This window comes from Micromonospora sp. NBC_00898, assembly GCF_045207895.1.
Lineage (GTDB): Bacteria > Actinomycetota > Actinomycetes > Mycobacteriales > Micromonosporaceae > Micromonospora.
In genome coordinates, this window is the sequence record NZ_CP108775.1 from 4,054,861 (window position 1) to 4,077,124 (window position 22,264).

General features: G+C 75.0%; 21 protein-coding genes. 9 read left to right on the forward strand and 12 right to left on the reverse strand.

Annotated elements, in window-relative coordinates:
* Window positions 1-286 precede the first annotated feature (286 nt).
* Window positions 287-1,207: a DNA-3-methyladenine glycosylase family protein gene (locus OG799_RS19750; protein WP_406036651.1), complete on the forward strand. Its 921-nt coding sequence runs from the start codon at window positions 287-289 to the stop codon at window positions 1,205-1,207.
* A 17-nt stretch (window positions 1,208-1,224) separates the two neighbouring features.
* Here the strand turns inward: OG799_RS19750 and OG799_RS19755 are convergent, their stop codons facing one another.
* Entirely contained in the window at window positions 1,225-1,728 is a 504-nt protein-coding gene (locus OG799_RS19755; protein ID WP_406036652.1) for a DUF1990 family protein, read from the reverse strand.
* A gap of 99 nt (window positions 1,729-1,827) precedes the next feature.
* Between OG799_RS19755 and OG799_RS19760 the strand changes: the two genes are divergently transcribed.
* On the forward strand, window positions 1,828-2,172 hold the full coding sequence (locus tag OG799_RS19760; protein WP_406036653.1) for a GNAT family N-acetyltransferase: 345 nt from the start codon (window positions 1,828-1,830) through the stop codon (window positions 2,170-2,172).
* Between the two features lie 11 nt (window positions 2,173-2,183).
* Here OG799_RS19760 and OG799_RS19765 read toward each other — a convergent pair whose 3' ends face one another.
* Window positions 2,184-2,606: an SRPBCC family protein gene (locus OG799_RS19765; protein WP_406036654.1), complete on the reverse strand. Its 423-nt coding sequence runs from the start codon at window positions 2,604-2,606 to the stop codon at window positions 2,184-2,186.
* Between the two features lie 68 nt (window positions 2,607-2,674).
* Entirely contained in the window at window positions 2,675-2,887 is a 213-nt protein-coding gene (locus tag OG799_RS19770) for a hypothetical protein (protein ID WP_406036655.1), read from the reverse strand.
* A 135-nt stretch (window positions 2,888-3,022) separates the two neighbouring features.
* Here OG799_RS19770 and OG799_RS19775 point away from each other — a divergent pair, with 135 nt between their 5' ends.
* Window positions 3,023-4,135, forward strand: coding sequence for an ATP-dependent DNA ligase (locus OG799_RS19775; protein ID WP_406036656.1), 1,113 nt, complete (start codon window positions 3,023-3,025; stop codon window positions 4,133-4,135).
* 55 nt (window positions 4,136-4,190) lie between these two features.
* Window positions 4,191-5,759 carry an alpha/beta hydrolase gene (locus OG799_RS19780; RefSeq protein WP_406046335.1) on the forward strand — a complete coding sequence of 523 codons (1,569 nt, stop codon included), beginning with the start codon at window positions 4,191-4,193 and terminating at the stop codon, window positions 5,757-5,759.
* On the opposite strand, the gene OG799_RS19785 is transcribed toward OG799_RS19780, so the two are convergent.
* Window positions 5,686-6,198, reverse strand: coding sequence for a potassium channel family protein (locus OG799_RS19785; RefSeq protein WP_406036657.1), 513 nt, complete (start codon window positions 6,196-6,198; stop codon window positions 5,686-5,688). The two genes, OG799_RS19780 and OG799_RS19785, sit on opposite strands and share 74 nt — an antisense overlap.
* 72 nt (window positions 6,199-6,270) lie before the next feature.
* Here OG799_RS19785 and OG799_RS19790 point away from each other — a divergent pair, with 72 nt between their 5' ends.
* On the forward strand, window positions 6,271-6,723 hold the full coding sequence (locus OG799_RS19790) for a GNAT family N-acetyltransferase (RefSeq protein ID WP_406036658.1): 453 nt from the start codon (window positions 6,271-6,273) through the stop codon (window positions 6,721-6,723).
* A 369-nt stretch (window positions 6,724-7,092) separates the two neighbouring features.
* Here the strand turns inward: OG799_RS19790 and OG799_RS19795 are convergent, their stop codons facing one another.
* From OG799_RS19795 to ligD, 5 genes are all read right to left on the reverse strand, one after another.
* On the reverse strand, window positions 7,093-7,812 hold the full coding sequence (locus OG799_RS19795) for an ABC transporter ATP-binding protein (RefSeq protein WP_406036659.1): 720 nt from the start codon (window positions 7,810-7,812) through the stop codon (window positions 7,093-7,095).
* The gene (locus tag OG799_RS19800; RefSeq protein WP_406036660.1) at window positions 7,809-8,801 is read right to left on the reverse strand and encodes an ABC transporter ATP-binding protein; all 993 of its coding nucleotides are present in this window, start codon (window positions 8,799-8,801) and stop codon (window positions 7,809-7,811) included. Before OG799_RS19800 ends, OG799_RS19795 begins: the two co-directional genes overlap by 4 nt.
* 1 nt (window position 8,802) lies before the next feature.
* Window positions 8,803-11,523, reverse strand: a complete 2,721-nt coding sequence (locus tag OG799_RS19805; protein ID WP_406036661.1) for an FtsX-like permease family protein — start codon at window positions 11,521-11,523, stop codon at window positions 8,803-8,805.
* Entirely contained in the window at window positions 11,520-14,708 is a 3,189-nt protein-coding gene (locus OG799_RS19810; protein ID WP_406036662.1) for an FtsX-like permease family protein, read from the reverse strand. The genes OG799_RS19805 and OG799_RS19810 overlap by 4 nt, the downstream gene beginning before the upstream one ends.
* A gap of 123 nt (window positions 14,709-14,831) precedes the next feature.
* Entirely contained in the window at window positions 14,832-15,860 is a 1,029-nt protein-coding gene (gene ligD / locus OG799_RS19815) for a non-homologous end-joining DNA ligase (RefSeq protein WP_406036663.1), read from the reverse strand.
* Between the two features lie 47 nt (window positions 15,861-15,907).
* On the opposite strand from ligD, the gene msrB reads away from it, so the two are divergent.
* Entirely contained in the window at window positions 15,908-16,312 is a 405-nt protein-coding gene (gene msrB / locus OG799_RS19820; RefSeq protein ID WP_406036664.1) for a peptide-methionine (R)-S-oxide reductase MsrB, read from the forward strand.
* 45 nt (window positions 16,313-16,357) lie between these two features.
* Here msrB and OG799_RS19825 read toward each other — a convergent pair whose 3' ends face one another.
* Window positions 16,358-16,633, reverse strand: a complete 276-nt coding sequence (locus OG799_RS19825; RefSeq protein ID WP_406036665.1) for an isoamylase early set domain-containing protein — start codon at window positions 16,631-16,633, stop codon at window positions 16,358-16,360.
* A 155-nt stretch (window positions 16,634-16,788) separates the two neighbouring features.
* Between OG799_RS19825 and OG799_RS19830 the strand changes: the two genes are divergently transcribed.
* From OG799_RS19830 to OG799_RS19840, 3 genes are all read left to right on the forward strand, one after another.
* A complete protein-coding gene (locus OG799_RS19830; RefSeq protein ID WP_406036666.1) occupies window positions 16,789-17,049 on the forward strand; it encodes a Prokaryotic metallothionein in 261 nt (86 codons plus the stop codon).
* A gap of 187 nt (window positions 17,050-17,236) precedes the next feature.
* On the forward strand, window positions 17,237-17,683 hold the full coding sequence (locus OG799_RS19835; protein WP_406036667.1) for a GNAT family N-acetyltransferase: 447 nt from the start codon (window positions 17,237-17,239) through the stop codon (window positions 17,681-17,683).
* A gap of 98 nt (window positions 17,684-17,781) precedes the next feature.
* Complete coding sequence (locus tag OG799_RS19840; RefSeq protein ID WP_406036668.1) at window positions 17,782-20,097, forward strand: N-acetylmuramoyl-L-alanine amidase; 2,316 nt, start codon at window positions 17,782-17,784, stop codon at window positions 20,095-20,097.
* Window positions 20,098-20,155: 58 nt separating this feature from the next.
* Here the strand turns inward: OG799_RS19840 and hemQ are convergent, their stop codons facing one another.
* Window positions 20,156-20,857 (reverse strand): hydrogen peroxide-dependent heme synthase, encoded by a 702-nt coding sequence (hemQ, locus tag OG799_RS19845; protein WP_406036669.1) that lies wholly within the window; start codon window positions 20,855-20,857, stop codon window positions 20,156-20,158.
* Complete coding sequence (gene hemG, locus OG799_RS19850) at window positions 20,854-22,263, reverse strand: protoporphyrinogen oxidase (protein ID WP_406046336.1); 1,410 nt, start codon at window positions 22,261-22,263, stop codon at window positions 20,854-20,856. The genes hemQ and hemG overlap by 4 nt, the downstream gene beginning before the upstream one ends.
* Between the last annotated feature and the right edge of the window lies 1 nt (window position 22,264).

Sequence of the window (22,264 nt, forward strand, 5' to 3'; positions counted from 1 at the left end):
TCTCACCACACCGGCACAAAGGGTGTGGGAATGCTGAGGAGAACTCGTCCCGGGCAACGACAGACCGAAAGGCTAGCAACGGATTCATCTCGGGGACAGGAGCTGTTCACCTCCTTGACAGCAGCACACCGCAGGTTACGTCGCATTTGCCCACCGGACCGATACTTCACGTTCGACAAGTAGGACCTTCCGGATGAGGGGCCGGTACCGGATCGGCCGACTTCATTCGCCCCTGAATCGACGAGTCGCAGGCAGCGCACCTCGGTCGACCTGGCAGAGTGTCCGGGTGACTCCTTCCGGACCCGCCGCCCGCCGGACGCTGCGCCCACCGGCCGGCTACCGGCTGGCCGCCTCGGTCCGGGCGCTCACCTTCAGCCCGTACGACCCGTGCGCCCGGATCGCCGCCGGCAGCTTCTGGTGGGCCACCCGCACCCCGGACGGACCGGCCACGCTCACGCTGCGGCCCGCCGCCGGCGAGCTGGTCGCCGAGGGGTACGGACCGGGCGCCGACTGGGTGGTCGACCGGGCCGACGCGGTGGCCGGGCTCCGCGACGACCTCACCGGCTTCGCCGACCTCGCCGCCGCGCACCCGGTGGTGGCCCGGCTCGCCGCCGCGCACGCCGGACTGCGGATGCCCGCCACCGGTCAGGTCTTCCCCCGGCTGCTGCGGGCCGTCTTCGAGCAGAAGGTCACCGGCAAGGAGGCCTACCGGGCGTACGCGGCCACCGTGCGGCACTTCCGCGAACCGGCGCCCGGGCCCCTGCAGCCGCTGCTGCTGCCGCCGGCGGCGGCCGCAGTGGCCGCCACCCCGTACTGGGTCTTCCACCCGTTCGGGGTGGAGCAGCGGCGGGCCGACACCCTGCGCCGGGCGGCCGCCGCCGCCGACCGCCTGGAACGCTGCGCGGACGCCGAGGAGGCCACCCGCCGGCTGACCGCGATCCCCGGCATCGGCCCGTGGACCGCCGCCGAGGTGGTGCGGATCGCGTACGGCGACCCGGACGCGGTCAGCGTCGGCGACTACCACATCCCGAACACCGTGGCCTGGGCCCTCGCGGGCGAGCCGCGCGGCGACGACGCCCGGATGCTGGCGCTGCTGGAGCCGTTCCGCGGCCACCGGGGGCGGGTCTGCCTGCTGCTGGAGGCGGGCGGCGTGCACGCCCCCCGCTACGGCCCGCGCGCCCCGATCCGCTCCTTCGCCCGCTTCTGATCCCCGTTCGAGTCGGGTCAGGGGCGGGCGCAGAGGCGGCGCAGGGTACGGCCGAGCCACCACGCGTACCCGCGCTGGAAGGCCCGGCCGACGGGGCCGGCGGCGCGCATGAACCAGCGGTCCGGGCGGCTGAAGGCGCGTACCTCGAACCAGACCGCGCCGGAGGAGTCCCGGGTAACCACGAAGGCCTCCTCGCCGCGCGCCGGGTGACCGGGCAGCGTGCCGTAGCCGAAGCCGGCCCGCCGCTCGTCGTCGGCGGCCCAGACCACCGCGCAGGGCGCGGCGAGCCGGAGCGGCCCCACCCCCAGGCGGGAGACGACCCGGACGCCCGGGGCGGCCCGCGGCGCGTCGGCGGAGATCCGGATTCCGGCCGCCCGGTGCAGCCGCCAGCCGAGGACCGCCGCGCCGGCGACGGCGAAGGACCCCGCGGGCAGCCGGACCCGGTGCCGGACGTGCCGCCAGCCGGGCGGCAGCGGACCCGCGCGGGTGGCGCCCACGTCCGGGTAGGTCAGCTCCGGCACGGTCAGCACCCCCAAGGGTCGAGTCGGACCCCGCCAGGGTACGGCCGGCGCGGGTGGGCCACCGGGCGCGGGCGCGCAGGACTGTGGTGGGCTGGGCGGATGACCGAGCAGGTGACCGTCGCCCCGGCCGGTGTCGCGGACGCCGGCGAGATCCTCACCGTGCAGCGCGCCGCGTACCTGGTGGAGGCGGACATCGGCCGGCTCTCGGTCGCACCGGACCAGCAGGGTCGGGGCGTCGGCGCCCGACTGCTCGCGGCGATCGAGGCGGCCTGCGCCGGTCGGGTGGACCGGTTCGCGCTGTTCACCGGCGCGGACAGCGCGGACAACCTGCGGCTGTACGACCGGCGCGGCTACCGGGTCGTGGCTCACCGGCCGGACCCGAACGGCTTCCGGCTGGCGGTGCTGGAGAAGACGCTGGTCGGCTCGGCCCGGCGGGATGCCTGATTCGGCGCCGGTCAACCCCGCTCACAGCGGCGCCGGAGCCCGTCGGCCTCCTGGCGCAGGTAGCGCCGGAACACCCGGCCGGCGAGGAGCCCGACGAGTGCCGCGAGCGGACCGGTCTGCGCCAGCGCCAGCTCCACCCGGACCCGGCCGTCCGGCAGTGAGGTCAACCGGTGCTCGCCCCGGCTGCGTACGCCGGGAGCCGCCGACTCCCAGACCAAGCGGCGGGGCGGGTCGAACTCGGTCACCCGCCACACCGCCGGACGCAGCCCGGGCTGCTCCAGCCGGGCCGAGGAGCCCAGGGTGAGCGGTCCCGGCTCCAGCCGCCGGACGGACCGCACCGAGGGGGCCCACTCGGGCCAGCCTTCGACGTCGACCTGCACCGCCCAGACCCGGTCGAGGTCGGCGGCCACCTCGGTGACCGTAACGAATCGCACCGCTCCCCCTCCCCGCGGGACAGGGTCAGGGTATGCCCGGCATCGACCGCGGGTGATCAGCGGGTGGCTCAGGCGGCCTCGCGCAGGTCGGCCAGGCCGACCGGGGCGTGCCGGCGCAGCAGGTCCTCCAGCTCGGCCACGGAGGAGACCTCGCCGACCACGTTCACGCCGCCGCCGAACTCGGGCCGGTAGCGGTGCGCCAGCCGGTAGCGGTACCGCCCCCGGATCAGCTCCACGCTCACCCGCCAGCGCCCGCAGCAGCCGCACACCCACTCCCGCACCCGGCGAAGGTAGCTCTGACCTGCGGTTTCATCATCCGCCCCCAGGTGACGAACGGGTCCGAGCGGGGACATGCCGCCCCGCACCGGCGGTGATCTGCCTCACGGCTGTCGGTCCCGTCTGATTGACTGGTCGCCGTGGACCTGCCGATCAATCCGCCGGTCGAACCGATGCTGGCCAAGAGCGTGCCCCAACTCCCCACCGCCCCCGGCATGACGTACGAGCCGAAGTGGGACGGGTTCCGCTGCATCATCTTCCGCGACGGCGACGAGGTCGAGCTGGCCAGCCGGGGCGGCAAGACGATGACCCGCTACTTCCCGGAGGTGGTCGAACAGGCACGCGCGCAGCTGCCGGAGCGGTGCGCGGTCGACGGCGAGCTGATCGTCATCCGCCGCGACGGGCCGGGCGGCCAGCCCCGGCTCGACTTCGAGCTGCTCGCCCAGCGGATCCACCCGGCGGCCTCCCGGGTCAAGCTGCTCGCCGAGACCACCCCGGCCGACTTCGTCGCCTTCGACCTGCTCGCCATCGACGACGAGCCGCTGCTCGACCAGGCCTACCCCGAGCGCCGGGCCCGGCTGGAGCGGGCGCTCGCGGGGGTCCGCCCGCCGGTGCACGTCACCCAGGTGACCACCGACCCGGAGGCAGCCCGCCGCTGGTTCGAGGTCTTCGAGGGCGCCGGGCTGGACGGCCTGATCGTCAAGCCGGCCGACCTGCCGTACGAGCCGGGCAAGCGGCTGATGTTCAAGGTCAAGCACGCTCGCACCGCCGACGTGGTGGTGGCCGGCTTCCGCTGGCACAAGTCCGGCCCGGTGGTCGGCTCGCTGCTGCTCGGCCTCTACGACGACGCGGGCGTGCTGCACCACATCGGGGTCAGTTCGTCGTTCACCGCGGCCCGCCGCAAGGAGCTGCTGACCGAGCTGGAGCCGTACCGGGACGTGGCCGGAGACCACCCGTGGGTGCACGGCGACCACGAGCGGGGCCAGCGCATTCCCGGCGGGGTGAGCCGGTGGACCGGCACGAAGAACCTGGAGTGGGAGCCGCTGCGCCCGGAGCTGGTGGCCGAGGTCGGCTACGACGCGATGGAGGGCGACCGGCTGCGGCACACGGCCCAGTTCGTCCGCTGGCGGCCGGACCGCGATCCCCGCTCCTGCCGCTACGACCAGCTGGAGCGCCCGGTCCGCTACGACGTGGACCAGGTGCTGCGCGGAGATCCGGCGGCGACCGTCGGCAGCGCACCCGGCCCGGCGTAGCCTGGCCGTCGACCCGATCACGGAAGGCTCCCACGTGACCCCGTTCTCCGACCGGATCCGCCGGGTCCGCCTGACCCTGGCCGGGCTCGCCGCGGCGGTGGTGGTCACCGCCGGCTGCACCCTGCCGGCGTTCGCCCCACGGACCGAGGGCCAGGGCGAGGCGGCCGCCCCCGGCAGCGCGCCGACCTGGCGCGCCTGCCCGGAGGTGCCCGACGAGCTGGTCGGCCGGGGCGCCGCGGGCATGCGCTACGAGTGCGCCCGGATCCTCGTTCCGCGCAACTGGGGCAGCGGCGCCGCAAACGGCGCGACCGCCGGGCCGGGCACCGGGGAGACCTTCGAGATCGCGCTGCTGCGGATCCGGTCGAACAAGCAGCACGACCGGATCGGGTCGCTGGTGGTCAACCCGGGCGGTCCCGGGGCGTCCGGAGTGGACACCGCGGTCTACCTCTCCTTCGGCTCCGCGTTCGGCGGGTTGCCCGCCGCGGTGACGGACCGCTTCGACATCGTCGGCTTCGACCCGCGCGGGGTGGCCCGGTCCAGCCCGGTCAAGTGCATCCCCGACGCCGACCTGGACGCCAGCTTCGGCTACGACCCCGATCCGGAGAGCCAGGCCTCGTTCGACGGGTTCGTCGACCTGAACAAGCGGGTCGGGCAGCGCTGCGGCGACAAGTACGGCGACCAGCTTCCGCTCTACGGCACCGAGCAGGCGGCCCGGGACATGGACGCGGTCCGGGCGGCGGTCGGCGACGACAAGCTCACCTACCTGGGCTACTCGTACGGCACCCTGCTCGGCGCGACCTACGCCCAGCTCTACCCGGACAAGGTCCGGGCGCTGGTGCTCGACGGCGCGGTGGACCCGCAGCAGCAGCTGATCGCCGGGTCGGAGAGCCAGGCGAAGGGCTTCGAGCGGGCGTTCGGCAACTTCGCCCGGTGGTGCGCCGCGAACGCCGGCCGCTGCCCGATCGCCCCGGACGCCCGGGGCGCGGTCACCGCCGCCATCGACAAGGCGAAGGTCTCCCCGGTCCGCGGCGCCGACGGGCGGGAGGCCACCGCCGGCTGGGTCTTCTACGCGGTCATCTCCTCGCTCTACACGGAGTCGGGGTGGCAGGAGCTGGCCCGGGCGATCGACCGGCTCCAGGGCGGCGACCCGACCGGGGTGTTCAAGCTCGCCGACGCGTACGCGGGCCGCGAGGACGACGGGCACTACTCCAACCTGTTCGACGCCAACCTCGCCGTGAACTGCGCCGACGAGACGGAGAAGCCGACCCGGGAGCAGATCCGCCAGCTCCAGTCGCAGTGGCGGGAGAAGTACCCGCTCTTCGGGCCGGCCCTGGCCGTGGGCATGCTGGGCTGCGTGGAGTGGCCGGGCGCGCGGGACCCGTACCCGACCGGCAGGGCGATCGGCGCGCCGCCGATCGTGGTGGTCGGCACCACCGGCGACCCGGCCACCCCGTACGAGCAGACCGCCGCGCTGGCCTCGATGCTCGGCGTCGGCCGGGTGCTGACCTGGGAGGGCGAGGGGCACACCGCGTACCCGCAGACCGCCTGCGTCACCGCCGCCGTCGACGCCTATTTGATCTCGCTGACCGTCCCCAGAGAGGGGCTCCGCTGCCCGGCGCGTTGAGGGGTTCGCGGCGCTCCGGCCCGGGCACCTCGATGCCCTGCCGGGCGGCCAGTTCCTCCAGCAGCGCGCGCATCCGCCGGACGTCGGCCTTCAGCTCCTCCTGCTCGGCGTGCTCGAAGGCGTCGTCGTCGACGATCAGCCGGCTGGCGAAGTGCGCGGTGATCAGCGGGATGACCAGCAGCACCATGGTGGAGATCAGCAGCGCGGCGAGGGTGCGCCCCTGCCAGCTGGTGGGCGAGATGTCGCCGTACCCGACGGTGGAGGCGGTGACCACCGCCCACCAGACCGAGTCGGCGGCGCTCTTGTGCTCGGCGTGGCTGTAGAGGACGCCCGCCACCACGATCATCAGCAGGTACGACGTGATCAGCGTGCGCGGCGAGTTGGCGAACCAGACGAGGCCCCGGTAGATCCAGCGGAACGGCAGCAGCAGGAGCTCCATGGCGCACATGCTGCCCGGTGGGGGCAACCGACACCCACACATCGTCCGGTGTCGCTGTGCCAGGCTCCCGGTATGACCGACGTGATCTTCCGGGACGCCGTCCGGGCCGACCTGCCCGCCGTCATCGCCCTGCTCGCCGACGACGTGCTGGGCAAGGCCCGGGACTTCACCGAGGTCGACGACGCGTACGAGAAGGCGTTCGCCGACATCGACGCCGACCCGCGCAACCACCTGGTCGTCGCGGACGCCGGCGGCGAGCTGGTCGGCTGCATGCAGATCACGTACATCCCGGGGCTGGGCCGGCACGGCGCGGAGCGATCGCTGATCGAGTCGGTCCGGGTGCGGTCGGACCAGCGCGGCCGGGGCCTCGGCCGGGAGATGATGACCTGGGCGATCGACCAGGCCCGGCAGCGCGGCTGCGCGCTGGTGCAGCTCACCACCGACAAGACCCGGGCCGACGCGCACCGCTTCTACCGCAACCTGGGCTTCGTGGCCAGCCACGAGGGGATGAAGCTGGCGCTCTGACCCGGCTCCGGGGCGGCCGGGGCCGCGCGAGGCGGAGGGTCGGCCGCGGCGGCACCGACGGTCGCCGCGATCTCCTCACCTGCCCGGACGGGGTTGGCGGCAGCGCGCCCCGTTACCGCGCACGCCGGCAGGTCACGTGGTCACTTCCTATGGAGCTGATGTCGTGAACGAATCACCCACGCCCCACCGGAGCTCGCCGACGCAGCGCCAGGCTTGTCGGTGTCGACAGCGGCTGTCGGGCCCGGCGCCGTGCCGGTGTTGCTGCTGGAACGCGAGCCCCGGCTGGATCTGATTCGTTTCCGATATCAGCTCCACAGGGAGCGAGCGGATGACTCGGGTGGAGACGGCCCGACGGGTCTGAGGCGGCTGTCAGTCGTCGGCCAGGCGGCCGTCGCGCAGGGTCAGGGTGCGGTCGGCCAGCTCGATCAGCGCCGGGTCGTGAGTGGCCACCAACGCGGTCATGCCGCGGGCGTGCACCACCGCCCGCAGCAGGTCCATGATGGATCGGCCGGTCTCCGAGTCGAGCTGGCCGGTCGGCTCGTCGGCGATCAACAGGTCCGGCTCGTTCGCCAGGGCCCGGGCCACCGCCACCCGCTGCTGCTGCCCGCCCGACAGCTCGTACGGGCGCTGCGCGGCGTGCCCGCCGAGGCCCACCAGCTCCAGCAGCACCGCCACCCGCTGCTCCCGCTCGGCCGCCGGCACCCGGGCCAGCCGCAGCGGCACCCCGACGTTCTCCGCCGCGGACAGGATCGGCACCAGACCGAAGGTCTGGAACACGAAGCCGATCGTCCCACGCCGGAGCCGCAGCAGCTCCCGCTCACCGGCGGACGTCACGTCGTGCCCGGCCACCCGCACCCGGCCCGAGTCCGGCCGGTCCAGCCCGCCCACCAGGTTGAGCAGGGTGGTCTTGCCGGCCCCGGAGCGGCCCCGCACCGCGACCAGCTCACCCCGCCCGGCGGAGAACGAGACGTCCCGGACGGCGTGCACCGCGTGCTCGCCCCGGCCGAAGGTGCGGCTCACCCCGCCGACCCGGACCACCTCGTCGGTGGTGGCCGTGCGGGCCGGCGCCGGGGACAACTGCTCGGTCATGCCTCACTCCGTTCGGCGTGCGCCCGGTCGCCGGGCCGCACCTCGACGTGGTCGGGTTCCAGGTTGAGCCGGACCCGGTCGCGCAGGACCAGGGCGTCGACGAAGGCCGCCGGCAACTGCATCCGGCCGGTCCGGTCCAGCACCGCGTACTCCTCGCTGACCAGCTCCGTGCTGCCGTCCGCGGTGATCCGGGCGGTGCGGCGTACCTCGGAGGCGGTCCGGCCGTCGCGGATGGCGACGGTCCGGCGGACCTGGCTGGCCACCGCGTGGTCGTGGGTGACCACCACGATGGTCACGCCCAGCTCGGCGTTGATGGTCCGCAGCGCGGCGAAGACCTCCGCGCCGGTCGCCTCGTCCAGCTCGCCGGTCGGCTCGTCGGCGAAGAGCACCTCCGGGTCGTTGGCCACCGCCACCGCGACCGCCACGCGCTGCTGCTCGCCACCGCTGAGCTGGCCGGGCCGCCGGTCCGCGCAGTAGCCGACCCCGATCAGGTCGAGCAGCTCGCGGGCGCGTTCCCGGCGGGCCCGCCGGGAGCGCCCGCCGGCCAGCCGCATCGGCAGCTCGACGTTCTCCACCGCGGTCAGGTACGGCAGCAGGTTGCGGCCGGTCTGCTGCCAGACGAAACCGACCATCTTCCGTCGGTAGCTGAGCCGGCGCCGGTTCGACAGGGCGAGCAGGTCGTACTCGGCGACCCGGGCGATGCCGGCGGTGGGGGTGTCCAGCCCGGAGAGGATGTTCAGCAGCGTCGACTTGCCCGAGCCGGAGGCGCCCACGATCGCCACCAGCTCGCCCCGGTCGATGACCAGGTCGAGCCCCTGCAGGGCGACCACCTCCACCCCCTCGGTCTTGAAGATCCGGACCAGGCCGTCGCAGACGATGTGCCCACGCAGCCGGTCCCGGCCGCCGGCCCGCTCGGCGGCGCGCCGCGCGGCCCGCTGCTGCAGGGCGGCCAGGTCCGGTACGACGGACGCCTCGGCGGTGGCTGTCATCTCAGCTCTCCTCTCCGAGCCGGAGCACCTCACCGAGGCGCATCCGGCGGTTGTTCAGGGCCTCGACGGCGACCGCGAAGCCGAGGGCCAGCATGGCCAGCCCGAGCACCCCGGCGACCAGGCCGGGTTCGAAACGCACCCGCACCGCCGCGCCCCCGGTGAACGCGGGCAGGCCGAGGACGGGGGTCAACAGCAGCGGCAGCAGCGCGCCGACCAGCGCGCCGGTGAGCACCGACACCAGCACCAGCGGAGTCAGCTCGACCAGCAGCAGCCCCCGCCACTGCCGGCGGGACAACCCCATGGTGCGCAGCCGGGACAGCACCTGGCCACGCCCGCGCGCCCCGGCCAGCACCGCGAACGCCAGCGCGAGCAGGCCCAGCGCCGTGCCGCCGGCAGCACCGATGGTGAAACCGAAGACGAGCAGCCCGTTCACCCCGCTGCCGCCGAGCTCCGCCCGCACGGCCGACCAGGTGCGCACGTCCGGCTGGCGGGGCCGCTCCCCACCGGTGACCGACCCGCTGCGCTGGTAGCGGCGCTGCCCCTCGTCGACCACCCGGCTCACCGCCGCCGCGTCGATGCCGTCGCCGGCCAGCACGAAACCGGTGGGCACCAGTGGATGCGGGGCGTCCGCCGGCAGCGCCGGCCAGGGCAGCACCACGAACCGTTCGGTGCTCCGGTCGATCAGCGGGAACTCGTCGACGGTCCGCGCCATCCGCACCGGCAGCCGGTTGCCCTGGACGTCGAGCCAGGCCGGCCGCCGGCCCGCGGCGTCCGCGAGCCCCGCCTCGGCGAGGTCCGCGGCCAGCGTCGGGGAGACCAGCGCCGGCAGCGGCGTCGAACCGTCACCGGTGGCACGGAGGACGTCGGGCACCGCGACACCGGCGCGCCGGCCCACCTCCGCGAAGGTGGCGCCGTCGACCAGCAGGACCTGGGTCTCCCCGACCCCGCCGAACCGGCCGGCGGCGTCGGCGAAGGGGCGCTGGCCCGGCTCGACCAGCAGCGGGGCGACCGCGCGGACGCCGGGCAGCCCGGCCAGGGCCGCCGTGGTGTCCGGGGCGAACCGTTCCCCGTCGACCAGCACGTCACCGGGGACCGCGCGGGAGGCCGCCCGGTCCCGGCCGGCCTCGATACCGGCGGCCACCACCCCGCAGAACGCGGCCGTCGCGACCGCCAGCACGACCACCACCAGCGGCGCCGTCGCGGCGGACCGGCCGGCCCGCGCCGTACCGAGGAAGGCGACGCTGCCCCGGGCCCGGGCGGCGGCCCGGCTGAGCAGCCGCAACGGCCACGGGTACGCGCGCAGCGCGAGCAGCGCCGCGGCGATCGCCACCAGCACCGGCACGGACACCAGCAGCGGGTCCACCGACCCGCCGAGGGTCAGCCCCCGGCGGCGCACCAGGAACGCCCCGAGCACGGCCACGCCGAGCAGGCACACCTCGACGGTGAGCCGGACGGCGGTGGACCGGGCGCCGACCAGATCGGCCCGGCCGGACGTCCGCTGCCCGGTCAACGCGGCGACCGGCAGGGCCAGCGTCGCCAGCGCGGCGGCGAGCAGCACCCAGCGCAGTTGCGAGCCGCCGCCGGGCAGCAGGCCGCCGAGCAGCCAGCCGGCGCCGGCCGCGACGGGCAGCACCAGCAGCGACTCGGCCAGTCCGCGGCGCGCCACCACGCCGGTCGAGCCGCCCCGGGCGCGCAGCAGCACGTACTCGGTCCGGCGTCGGCGGGCCGCCAGCCGGGCGGCGAGCACGGTCAGGCCGGCCAGGGTGGCGAGCAGCCCGGCGGCGATGACGGCGAGCAGCGTACGGGCCGCGGCGAGTGACCTGGCGAACTCCCGCAGCGGGATGTCGACGCCCTGGGTGAGGGTGAGCCCGGCCGGGCGGGCCCGCTCCAGGCCGGCCAGCCCGTCGATCAGCGCGCCGAGCTGGCCGGGGGACAGCCGGTCCGGCGCGATCCGGTAACGCCAGGCGAAACTGACCGGCCAACCCGCCGCGACCAGCGAGTCGAGGCCGGCGTCGCCGGTCACCCCGACGGCCAGGAACGGCTTGCCGTCCCCCACGGGCGCGGCGAGCCGCAGCAGCGACGGGAGGGCGTCCCAGACCCCGTCGTTGCGGTCGGTCGGCCGGAACACGCCCACCAGCGTGATCTTCTTCGCCTTCAGCGGTTTGCCGTCGGCGTCCAGCACGGAGAGCCGGAGCCGGCTGCCGGCGCGCAGCCCGAGCGGGCCGGCGACCGTGTCGGCGAGGGCCAGCTCGACGGAGCCGTCCGTGGTCACGCCCGCCTCCGGCCACCGGCCCTCGACCAGGGTCGCCGCCTCCCGGACCCCGCCGAGGGTACGCACGGTGAGGTCGATCAGTCCCTTGTCGGCGGTCAGGTCCGGCCCGGTGAGCCGGGCGAACCCGGTCCGTGCCGCGTACCACCGCTCGCCGATCGACTGCCGTACGGCCGGGGGCATCCGCTGCTGGATCGCGTCCAGCTCGCCGGCCTGGAGGGTGGCCACCGACCGGGTCGTCCCCCGCATCGGCGCCTCCACCGTGGTGTAGACCAGGTCCCGGCGGGCCACGGGCTGCCCGGCGACGTACTCGCGCAGCCCCTGCCCGGTCAGCCGGTCGGCGACCCGGGGCACCGCCGTGATCAACAGCGCGGTGACCAGGGTCAGCACCGCGAGCAGCAGGAAGTGGCCGCCGTAGGCCCGCACCCGCCTCAGCACCCCGAGGACACTCATCCTTCTCCCCCGATCCGCAGTTGCTGGGCGGCCACCCGCCGCCGGATGCCGGTCGTGATGGCGGCACTGAAGGCGAGGGCCGCCAGCAGCAGCCCGAGCGCGGTCAGCCCGATCGGTGGCCAGGGCAGCAGGAAGGCGGCCTCGGGCACCGGCCGGCCGGCGGCCGGGGTGAGGATCACCAGGGGCACCATCGTCGCCGCGACCCCGGCACCCACCAGCAGGCCGACGCCGACCCCGATGCCGGCCAGGAAGGCCTGCTCGGCCAGGAGTGCCCGGGCCAACAGCCGGGGCGCGGCGCCCAACGTGTGCAGCACGGCGAACTCCGTCAGCCGGTGCCGGGCGGTGGCCCAGACGTCGACCGCCAGGCCGACCAGGGCCAGCACCACCGAACCGAGCGCGGCCGCGAGCAGCCCGGTCCGCGCCCCCAGCCAGTACGGGTCCCGGGCGGCCTCGGCGGTGACCGCCCGCCGGTCGAGCACGGTCACCCCGGGCAGCCCCGCGAGCGCGTTCGCCGCCGAGGCGTGCCCGGTCGCGTCGGTGCCCAGCCACCACTCGGGCACCGGCCGGACGGTGCCCTGCCGCCGGATCAGCCAGTCGGTCGCCGCGGGCAGATCGACCAGCACGCCGCCGCCGCTGTCGGCGGTCGCCGGCACGGCCTCGACCTCGCCGACCACCTTGACCGGCAGGGTCACGCCGGCCAGCGAGAGGGTGACCGTGTCGCCGATACGGGCGTTCAGCGCGGCCCGAACCCGGGAGGTCAGCAACGCCGGCGGCGGTGCGTTATCACCGCCCGGCACCACGACGAACCGGGACGGCGGAGTGCCGTACGGATAGCCCTCGGGGAACGCCCCCCGGTACGCGGTCTCGACGCTCCCGCCCGCGACCTGGGCCGGCCCAATCGGACCCTGCTCGGTGTCGGCGAGGTTCCACTCGCCGGTCAGGGCCAGCGGCAGCCGGTTGCCCGTCGCCTCCAGCAACCCGAGCCGGTCGATGCGCAGCTGGTAGCTCCCGCTGGCCGCCCCGAACCCGTCGACCTCGAAGCCGGCGAGGCGCAGCGGGGCGCCACCGGTGTCGGGCAGCCGCACGGTGAACGGCACGGGACGCCCGTCACCCCGCGCGGTGGCCAGCGGCAGCCGCCACGCCGTGCCGCCGTTGGTGGTGAGCAGCGCCGTCACCTCCACCCGCAGGTCTCCGGGCGACCGGACCGGGCTGCGGACGGCACCGGTGAGCTGACGAGCGGTGGCCGGCAGGGCGGTCCCGGCCGGCGCGGCGCGGCCCCGGACCAGCCGGTCGAGCAGCGCGGCGGCGGACGCGTCACCGGCCGCGTCGTCCAGCCGGAGCGTGCCGGCGGTACCCGCGGCGTCCAGGCTCACCACGGTCGCCGGCAGGTCGTTGCGGCCGACCCGGATGTCGTCCCGCCAGGCCGGCAGCACCCGGCCTACTCCCGGCACTGCAGACAGCGCTGCGGCCCGGTCGGCCGGCGCGACCCCGTCGCGCTCGACCAGCCGCAGGTCAGCGCCGACCCGGTGCTGCGCCTGGTCGCGCTGCGACCCCTCCCAGGAGGCCACCAGCGACCACGCGAGCGTGCTGCCGCCGACGGCCAGGGCGAGCAGGAGCACCGGCCCGGCGTGCGGGCGCCGGCCCGCCTGCCACATGCCGAACATGGTCGCCGTCCAGGGCCGCCGGTCGACGAACCGCTCCGCGAACCGGGTGACCGGGGGCAGCAGCCGCAGCGCGACGACCGCCCCGGCCAGCACGCCGAGGGTCGGCGCGGCGGCCAGCAGCGGGTCGATGCCGAGCTGCCCGCCGGCCCCCGCGAGGGGCGAGGAGTACTGCCGCAGCTGGGTCCAGGCGAGCACGGCGAGCGCCACCAGGGCGAGGTCCACGCTGGCTCGCTGCACGGCGGCGCCCCGGGTGGGGCGGGAGCGGGCCGCCATGTCGGCGACGTAGGTGCCGGCCCGGCGCAGCGCCGGCAGCACCATGGCGAGCAGGCAGCCGACCGCGGTGGCGACTGCCACCGCCCACCCGGGGCCGACGCCGCCGCCGGTCAGTTGGAGGTCCGCCGTGCCGGCGCCGAGCCGCCGCAGCGCCGCACCGGCCAGCGTCGGTGCGAGCAGCACGGCCGGCACCACCACCAGCGTCGCCTCCCGTACGGCGAGGCCGGCAAGCTGGCCGCGGGCCGCGCCCCGGGCGCGCAGCAGCGCGGTCTGCGCCCGCCGGTCCTCGTTGAGCAGCGCGGCGACCAGCACCAGCGCGTACCCGCCGAGGACCACGATCAGCAGCAGCGGGGTGAGCAGGGCGGAGCGGCCGACCAGGTCCGCCCGGCCGAGCCGGTCGATCAGCCGGTCCATGGTGGTGACGCTCTGGGCGGACGAGCCGAGACCGGTGGCCTCGGGGATTGTCGCGGAGATCGTGGCGACGGCCTGCTTGACCGCCGTCAGCCGGCTCGGCTCGACCACGGCGAGATCCGGGGCGACCAGCCACGACGCCGAGCTGGAGCCGGGGAAGGTACGGACGAAGTCGCCCGGGTCGAGCGCGAACGGCCCGTACGAGGTGACCGCGCCCGTCCCGCCGTCGCCGACCCCGGGGGCCAGCCGCCAGTACGCCTCGGCCGGATCGCGCGGTCGCCAGGTGCCGGCGAGCACCACCTCGCCGGCCCGTTCGGCGCTGCGGTCGTACAGCGGCACCCGGTCGCCGGGGCGCAGCCGGAGCTGTCCGGCGACCTTTTCGGGCAGGGTGACCTGCAGCGGCGTCGCTCCCGGCTTGGGCCACGCGCCGGCGGTCAGCTCGGCGTGCCAGGCCAGGTCGCCGAGGGTGGCGAGGTTGGCGAAGAGCGGGTCATCGCCAACCCTGGCCGCGCCGAGGTCGCCGGTCAGCTCCCGGCCGGTGCCGTAGCGGGCCGCGGCGAGGGTGACCGGGACTCCGCCGAGGCCGTCGGTGAACTGGGCGCGTACCGCCCGGTCCCGGTCGGCGTACGCGGCGGGGTCGGCGCCACCCGACCCGCTGACCAGCAGGCTGCGCTCCTCGGCGGGCGCCGCCTGGAGCAGCGCCCGCTGCCCGGCGGCGACCGCCCGGCGGTTGTAGTCGGAGAGACCGGTGACCAGCGCGACCGCCACCAGGGCCGCGACCGCGGCGGCGAGCAGCAGCCCGCGCGCCTCGACGGCCCGCCTCCACACCAGTTTCATCCGACGCCTCCCCGGGCCCCCGACGGGCCGACGACCAGGAAGACCAGTCGGGGCGCGGGAAAGGTTCGCGCCCGTTACATGATCGTTATCCGGGGTGGGCGGGCGCGCGGGCGGTGGAGTCGGTCAGTCCCGGGGCCGGTCGCGGTCCTTGGAGGGCTGCACCCGCTTGGGCTCGCCGGGCATCTTCGGGTGATCCGGCGGGTACGGCAGGTCGCCCTGGCCGGCGGCGGCGTCCCGCTCGGCCCACTCCAGCAGCGGGCTGATGTCCCACGGGGCGTCGTCGATGCCGGCGTGCGGGTCGCCCCGCTCGGCGAACCGGGCCGGCACGCTGCCCAGGTGGAAGTCGTCCGGGTCGACCTCGGGCAGCTCGTCCCAGTCGACCGGGGTGGAGACGGTGGCCCGGGCGTTGGCCCGCAGCGAGTACGCGCAGGCGATCGTCCGGTCCCGAGCCATCTGGTTGAAGTCCACGAACACCCGGCTGCCCCGCTCCTCCTTCCACCAGGCGGTGGTGACCAGCTCCGGGCGGCGGCGTTCCAGCTCCCGGGCCAGGGCGATGGTGGCCCGGCGCACCTCGGTGAACGTCCAGCGGGGGTGGATCCGCAGGTAGACGTGCACGCCCCGGCCGCCGGAGGTCTTCGGCCAGCCGGTGGCGCCCAGCTCGTCCAGCAGCGCCCGCAGCTCGCCGGCGGCGGTGGCCGCGTCGGCGAAGTCGGTGCCGGGTTGCGGGTCGAGGTCGATCCGCAGCTCGTCGGGGCGGTCCACGTCGGCGGCGCGCACCGGCCACGGGTGGAACACCACCGTGCCCATCTGCGCGGCCCACGCGACGTGCGCCAGGTCCGCGGGGCAGAGCTCCGCGGCCGTCCGGCCGCTGGGGAAGCTGATCTCCGCGGTCCGCACCCACGGCGGCACGCCCCGGGCCGGCACCCGCTTCTGGAAGAACATCTCCCCCTCGATGCCCTCGGGGAAGCGTTGCAGCGTCGTCGGGCGGTCCCGCAGGGCCCGCATGATGCCGTCGCCGACCGCGAGGTAGTAGCCGAAGACGTCCGCCTTGGTGAACCCGCGCTGCGGGAAGATCACCCGGTCGGGGCTGCTCAGCCGTACGGTGTGCCCGGCCACCTGAATCTCCGCGGCCGCTGCCTTGGTGCCACCCATTGCGCGACCATATGCGATGGCACCGACGCCCGGCGTACCGTTGAACGGTGAGTCTTGACGAGAGCGAACTGCCCCGCACCGAGGAAGAGTGGCGGGTCCGGCTGAGCCCCGAGGAGTTCCACGTGCTCCGCGAGGCCGGCACCGAGCGGCCGTGGACCGGCGAGTACGTCGACACCAAGACCCCCGGCGTCTACCACTGCCGGGCCTGCGGGCTGGAGCTGTTCCGCAGCGACGCGAAGTTCGACTCGCACTGCGGCTGGCCGAGCTTCGACGACGCGATCCCGGGCCGGGTGAAGGAGATCGTGGACCGCAGCCTCGGCATGGCCCGCACCGAGATCCGCTGCGCCCGCTGCGACAGTCACCTGGGGCACGTCTTCCACGGTGAGGGTTTCACCCCGAAAGACACCCGGCACTGCGTGAACTCGATCTCCGTCCGGCTGGAGCCGAAGTAGGTTCGACCCTGCTGGCCGGCGTCGCCGCCGCGGTGGCGCCGGCCGTCAGAGGAGCAAGTGGCTGCCCTGGTCGTCCACCTGGTCGGCGGACTCGTCGTCCAGCCAGACGCCGCCGGTGGCGAGGTAGCGGAAGCGGTACTCCCCCGGGCCGAGCCGGACGGTCACCGTGCGGGTGCCGTCGCGGCGGGCCACCAGCTCGTGCCGGCCGGGCTGCCAGTCGTTGAAACAGCCGACGACGCTGACCGCCCCGGGTGGGGTGTCCCGCGGCAGGCAGAAGGTGACCCGGGTCTGGTTGCCGAAGAGCTTGTTGCGCTTGATCACATGGTCCTCCGGGGTTCGAGGCTGTCACCAGGCCTAACGCGCGACACGCCGGGAGCGACTCGCCGTCGAGCCGGATCAGGTTCGCCGGTTTCGGTTACGCGGATGTGTCCGTTGCCCGACGCTGGTGTGACGTGTCCGTATCGGGGGGTTTTGGAATGGCTACCTGCGAGGTCTGCGGTAACGACTACTGGATGGCGTTCGAGGTGCGCACGGTCAGCGGGGACGTGCACAGCTTCGACTGCTTCGAGTGCGCGATCCACAAGATGGCGCCGATCTGCGAGCACTGCCAGATCAAGATCGTCGGGCACGGGGTCGAGGTGTCCGGCCGCTTCTTCTGCTGCGCGCACTGCGCCCGAGCGGTCGAAGGCGCCGAGGGCGCCGAGATCCGCGACGCGGTCGGCGCCCGCCCCGCCTGAGCGGCGGGTCCCGCCAGCCCGGCAGGTTCCCGACGAGCGATATGCCTAAGAGTCATATTTATGCCTCTCAGGCATATCGCTCGCAGCGGTGCTCTCCTCCCAGGAACCGCAGGCCGCCTACCGCCGACCGGGACGGAACCGCCACCGGCGGAGGGCGTCCGGCGGAGGGGCCCACTACCATCGCGGGATGCCGTCGCAGCTCCTTGAGGTCCGGGTCGCCGCCTTCGCCGACCTGGACGCCCGCACCTTCCACGACCTGCTCCGGCTGCGCATCGACGTGTTCGTCGTGGAGCAGGCGTGCCCGTACCCGGAACTGGACGGCCGGGACGTCGAGCCGGGCACCCGGCACCTCTGGCTGACCAGGGACGGCCACGTCGTGGCGTACCTGCGGATTCTGACCGACCCCGGCGGCGTGGCGCGGATCGGCCGGGTCGTGGTGGCGCCGGCCACCCGCGGCGGCGGCCTGGCCGGCCGGCTGATGACCGAGGCGCTCGCCCTGGTCGGCGACCGGCCGTGCGTGCTGGAGGCCCAGACGCACCTGGTGGACTTCTACGCCGGGCACGGCTTCACGGTCAGCGGCGCCGGGTACGTCGAGGACGGCATCCCGCACACCCCGATGCGCCGCGGTGCCTGACCCGCCCGCCGCCGGGGCGCGGGTCAGCCCGGCGAGGTAACGCTCTCGGCATTGATGGCGCTGAGCCCTCCGGTGAGATCATTCGGAGGGACTCAACTGTGAGATTTTCGGGGATTCGCTGGAACCGGCGCACGGCCGGCATCGGCGCCGCGATAGTCGCCACCGCCGTGGCCGGGACGGCGAGCCTGGCCGCGGCCGGCTTCGGCGAGGACGACGCCGTATGGGGCGAGGGGACGGGGCCGGTCAGCACGGCGCTGCACACCGTGGCCTTCCCGGCCGCGAACGGCCGCGAGGTGACGATCCCGAGGCGGGACACCGAACGGTTCGCCATGGTCGGCGTGACGTGGACGAACCCCAACGTCGGCTTCAAGGGCACGATCGCCGTCCGCACCCACGGGGTGGACGGCACGTGGTCCGGGTGGCGGTCGCTGGAACTCGACAACCACTTCGGTCCGGAGCCCGGCGCCGAGGCGACCGCCGGCAAGGCGCGCGGCGGCACGGACCCGCTCTGGGTCGGCCAGTCCGACGGGGTCGAGGTGCGGGCCACCGCGGCCGGCGGCGGCACCAGCGACCACCTCCCCGCCGGGCTGCGCCTGGAACTGGTCGACCCGGGCCTGACGAAGCGCCGCAAGGCCGGCGCGGCCGGCGTCGGACATGTCCGGCCGGAGCGCCTCCAGCCGGTCGCCGAGGTGCAGGCGCTCGAGCCCACCCCGACCGATCCGGCCCCCACCGACACCGCGCCGACCGGCCCGGCGCCGACCGATGCCCCGACCACGACCGCGCCGGCCGAGACCACCGCCCCGGCGCCGACCGAGACCACCGCGCCGCCGGCGGCGACCACGGCGCCCGCGCCGACCACCACGTCGGCCCCGGCGCCCACCACCACGCCGACCGCGGCGCCCACCGCCACCGCCCCGGCGAACCCGGTCCCGACGCCGAAGGTGGTCACCCGCGCGGAGTGGAAGGCCGACGAGTCGATCGTCACCGACCCGCCGACGTACGGGACCACGGTCAAGGCGTTCTTCGTGCACCACACCGCCGGCAGCAACGACTACAGCTGCGCCGACTCGGCAGCCCTCGTCCGGGGCATCGAGATCTACCACGTCAAGAGCAACGGGTGGAACGACATCGGCTACAACTTCCTCGTCGACAAGTGCGGGGTCGTGTTCGAGGGCCGCAAGGGCGGCATCGACAAGCCGGTGACCGGGGCGCACACCTACGGCTTCAACACCGACAACGCCGCGATCGCCGTGCTCGGCACCTACATCAGCGCCGGCATCCCAACCGGGGTACAGGACGCCATCGCGCACGTCGCCGCGTACAAGCTCCGTGCGTACGGCAACGACCCGTTCGGCAAGGTCACCCTGACCTCCGGCGTGGAGGGCAAGTATCACCTGGGCGAGCAGGTGGTCTTCAACCGGATCTCCGGGCACCGGGACGCGGTCGCCACCGAGTGCCCCGGCGACGCCCTCTACGGCCAGCTCGCGACCATCCGCGCCAAGGCGGCCACCATCGCCAACCTGCGCCTGACCGGACTGAGCGGCACCCTGAGGGGCACCACGTACTACACCAAGAGCACGTTCACCGCGTCCTGGACGACGATCACGCCGAGCAACCTGATCTCCCGCTTCGACGTGGTGGTGGACGGCGCGGTCGTGGCCACCGCCGCCGGCACCGCGCGCTCGGCGTCGGTCACCGTCCCCGCGGGCGCCCACACCGTCGTGGTACGCGGCGTGCACCTGGTCGGCCGGGTCAACGCGACCGCCGGGCAGGCGTTCGTCGTCGACACCACCGCGCCGACCTTCCCGCAGGGGCCCACCCTCGCGCTGCGTACCGGCCAGGTGAGCGGCACGGTCGTGCCGGTGACGGTGAACTGGCGGGCGGCGGACAACACCGGCGTCGGCTCGGTCCAGCTCACTGCCCCGCTCAGCCGCACCTTCGCCGCCAGCGGCAGCTACGGCACCACCACCAAGCCGAGCGTCGCCACCACCTGGTCGATGCGCGCCCAGGACTGGGCCGGCAACACCGCCACCACCTCGGCGAGCTGGACCCCGGTCTTCCTCCCCGAGACCAAGGCCACCCGGACGGGCACCTGGTCGACCGCCACCGGCAGCTCCTACCTGGGCGGCTCGGCGCTGACCTCGACGACGGCCAAGTCCTCGCTGACCTGGACCGTCACCGGCCGCTCGGTCGCCTTCGTGGCGACCCGGACGTCGACCTCCGGCCAGGCGGAGATCTGGGTGGACGGCGTCAAGCAGACCACGGTGGACCTGCGCTACAGCACCACCGACTACCGCCGGGTGATGTGGACCAAGAGCTGGTCCAGCAGTGCGCGGCACACGGTGAAGATCGTCGTGGTGGGCACCTCGGGCCGGCCCCGGGTCATCACCGACGGTCTCGTCTACATCGGCTGACGCAGACGCGGACGGGCCCCGGAGGGATCTCCGGGGCCCGTCGGCGTGTCGGCCGGGTCTAGACCAGGCAGGTGACGAAGTCGGCGATCGAGCGCCGGCGCCCAGTGTAGAAGGGGATCTCCTCCCGGACGTGCCGCCGGGCGCCGGAGGCCCGCAGGTCGCGCATCAGGTCGACCATCCGGTGCAGCTCGTCGGCCTCGAAGGCGAGCATCCACTCGTAGTCGCCCAAGGCGAACGAGGCGACCGTGTTGGCCCGCACGTCCGGGTAGCCGCGGGCCAGCCGGCCGTGCTCGGCGAGCATCTCCCGCCGCTCGGCGTCCGGCAGCAGGTACCACTCGTAGGAGCGGACGAACGGGTAGACGCAGAGGTAGGCCCGGGGCTCCTCGTTGGCGAGGAACGCCGGGATGTGGCTCTTGTTGAACTCCGCCGGCCGGTGCAGCGCCATCTGCGACCAGACCGGGGTGAGCGCCCGGCCCAGCGTGGTACGCCGGAACCGCAGGTAGGCGTCCTGCAGCGCGTCGCTGGACGAGGAGTGCCACCAGATCAGCAGGTCGGCGTCGGCGCGCAGGCCGGCGACGTCGTACGTGCCGCGGATCGTCACGTCCTTGCCGGCCAGCTCCTCGAAGAGGGCCTCGACCTCGTCGATGACGTTCTCCCGCAGCGACGGGAGCGGGCTGGTGGCCCGGTACACCGACCACATGGTGTAACGGACGGTGGCGTTCAGCTCCTTGAGCCGGGCCGCGTTGGTCTGCTCGGTCATGAACCCGATCCTCCCAGGGCAGTGATGATCTCCTCGGCCGCGGTCTCGCCGGAGCGGACGCAGACCGGGATGCCGACGCCGTCGTAGCCGGCGCCGGCCAGGACCAGCGTGGGGTGGGCGGCGCGCAGCGCCGTCCGGGCCGCGGCCACCCGGTCCAGGTGGCCGGGGGTGTACTGCGGCAGGGCGCCGCCCCACCGCTGCACGTGGCTGGCGACCGGGGCGGGCAGGGGGGTGCCGAGCACCTTCGACAGCTCCCGGTGCACGGTGGCGACCAGGTCGTCGTCGGTGAGCTGGAGCGACGTCTCGTCGCCGTACCGGCCGACGGACGCGCGAACCAGGGCGAGCCCGTCGGCCCGGCGCAGGTGACCCCACTTGGTGGTGAAGAAGGTGGACGCCTTGATCAGCAGCCCCTCGGTGGCCGGCACCAGGAAGCCGGACAGCTCGGGCAGCTCCGGCCCGGGCAGGGCCATGGTGACCAGCGCGACGCTGGCGTAGTCGAGCCCGCCGACGGCGGTGGCCACCTCGGGCGCCGGACCGGCGAGCAGCCGGGCGGCCGGGCGGGCCGGCACGGCCAGCACCACCGCGTCGACCTCGACCGACTCGGGATGGCGGGTGGGGCCGACGGTGAGCCGCCAGCCGGTCGCGGTCGGGTGCAGCTCGCGGACGGCCGCGTCCCGGCGGATCGTCGCGCCGCTCTCCCGCGCCGCCGCCTCGACCAGCGTGCTCAGCCCGCCGGCCAGGGTGCCGAAGACCGGGGCGCCGGGGGCGCGGGGCGCGGCGGCCTGGGCGGCCCGGACCGCGCCGACCAGGGTGTGCTCCACCCGGGCCGCCCGGGCCAGCGCCGGCATGGTGGTGACCAGGGACAGGTCGTCGGCCCGGCCGGCGTACACGCCGCCGAGCATCGGGTCGACCAGCCGCTCCACCACCTGGTCGCCGAGCCGGTCGCGGACCAGCGCGCCGACCGCCACGTCCTCGTCCGGGCCGAGCAGCGGCCGGCCGCCGTCGCGGTCGGCGTCCGCGGCCGGCGCCGCCACCGCCGCCACCTTCGCCAGATCCCCCGGTACGCCGACCAGGGTGCCGCCCGGGACGGGGCGCAGCCCGCCGTCGACGGCGAGCGCGGCCTGCCCGACGGTGGGGTGGACGATCGCGTCGGCCAGCCCGAGCCGGCGGACCAGGCCGACGGCGGCGGACTCCGCGCCGGTCGGGTCGCGCATCAGGAACTTCTCGGCGCCGAACTCGACGGCCTGCCCGGCCAGTTCGCCGGTGCGCAGCTTGCCGCCGAGGGCGCCGGACTGCTCGTACACGGTGATCTCAGTGCCGGCGGGGGCGCGGTCACGCAACCGGACGGCGGCGGCCAGCCCGGTGATCCCGCCACCGACCACCGCCACCCGCCACGGTTGCCGCACG

Bases quoted from the DNA above. Each gene is read 5' to 3' on its own strand.
- OG799_RS19760 (WP_406036653.1), top strand. From the start codon at position 1,828: ATGACCGAGCAGGTGACCGTCGCCCCGGCCGGTGTCGCGGACGCCGGC.
- OG799_RS19785 (WP_406036657.1), bottom strand. From the start codon at position 6,198: ATGGAGCTCCTGCTGCTGCCGTTCCGCTGGATCTACCGGGGCCTCGTC.
- OG799_RS19790 (WP_406036658.1), top strand. From the start codon at position 6,271: ATGACCGACGTGATCTTCCGGGACGCCGTCCGGGCCGACCTGCCCGCC.
- OG799_RS19795 (WP_406036659.1), bottom strand. From the start codon at position 7,812: ATGACCGAGCAGTTGTCCCCGGCGCCGGCCCGCACGGCCACCACCGAC.
- OG799_RS19800 (WP_406036660.1), bottom strand. From the start codon at position 8,801: ATGACAGCCACCGCCGAGGCGTCCGTCGTACCGGACCTGGCCGCCCTG.
- OG799_RS19805 (WP_406036661.1), bottom strand. From the start codon at position 11,523: ATGAGTGTCCTCGGGGTGCTGAGGCGGGTGCGGGCCTACGGCGGCCAC.
- OG799_RS19810 (WP_406036662.1), bottom strand. From the start codon at position 14,708: ATGAAACTGGTGTGGAGGCGGGCCGTCGAGGCGCGCGGGCTGCTGCTC.
- ligD (WP_406036663.1), bottom strand. From the start codon at position 15,860: ATGGGTGGCACCAAGGCAGCGGCCGCGGAGATTCAGGTGGCCGGGCAC.
- OG799_RS19830 (WP_406036666.1), top strand. From the start codon at position 16,789: ATGGCTACCTGCGAGGTCTGCGGTAACGACTACTGGATGGCGTTCGAG.
- OG799_RS19835 (WP_406036667.1), top strand. From the start codon at position 17,237: ATGCCGTCGCAGCTCCTTGAGGTCCGGGTCGCCGCCTTCGCCGACCTG.
- hemQ (WP_406036669.1), bottom strand. From the start codon at position 20,857: ATGACCGAGCAGACCAACGCGGCCCGGCTCAAGGAGCTGAACGCCACC.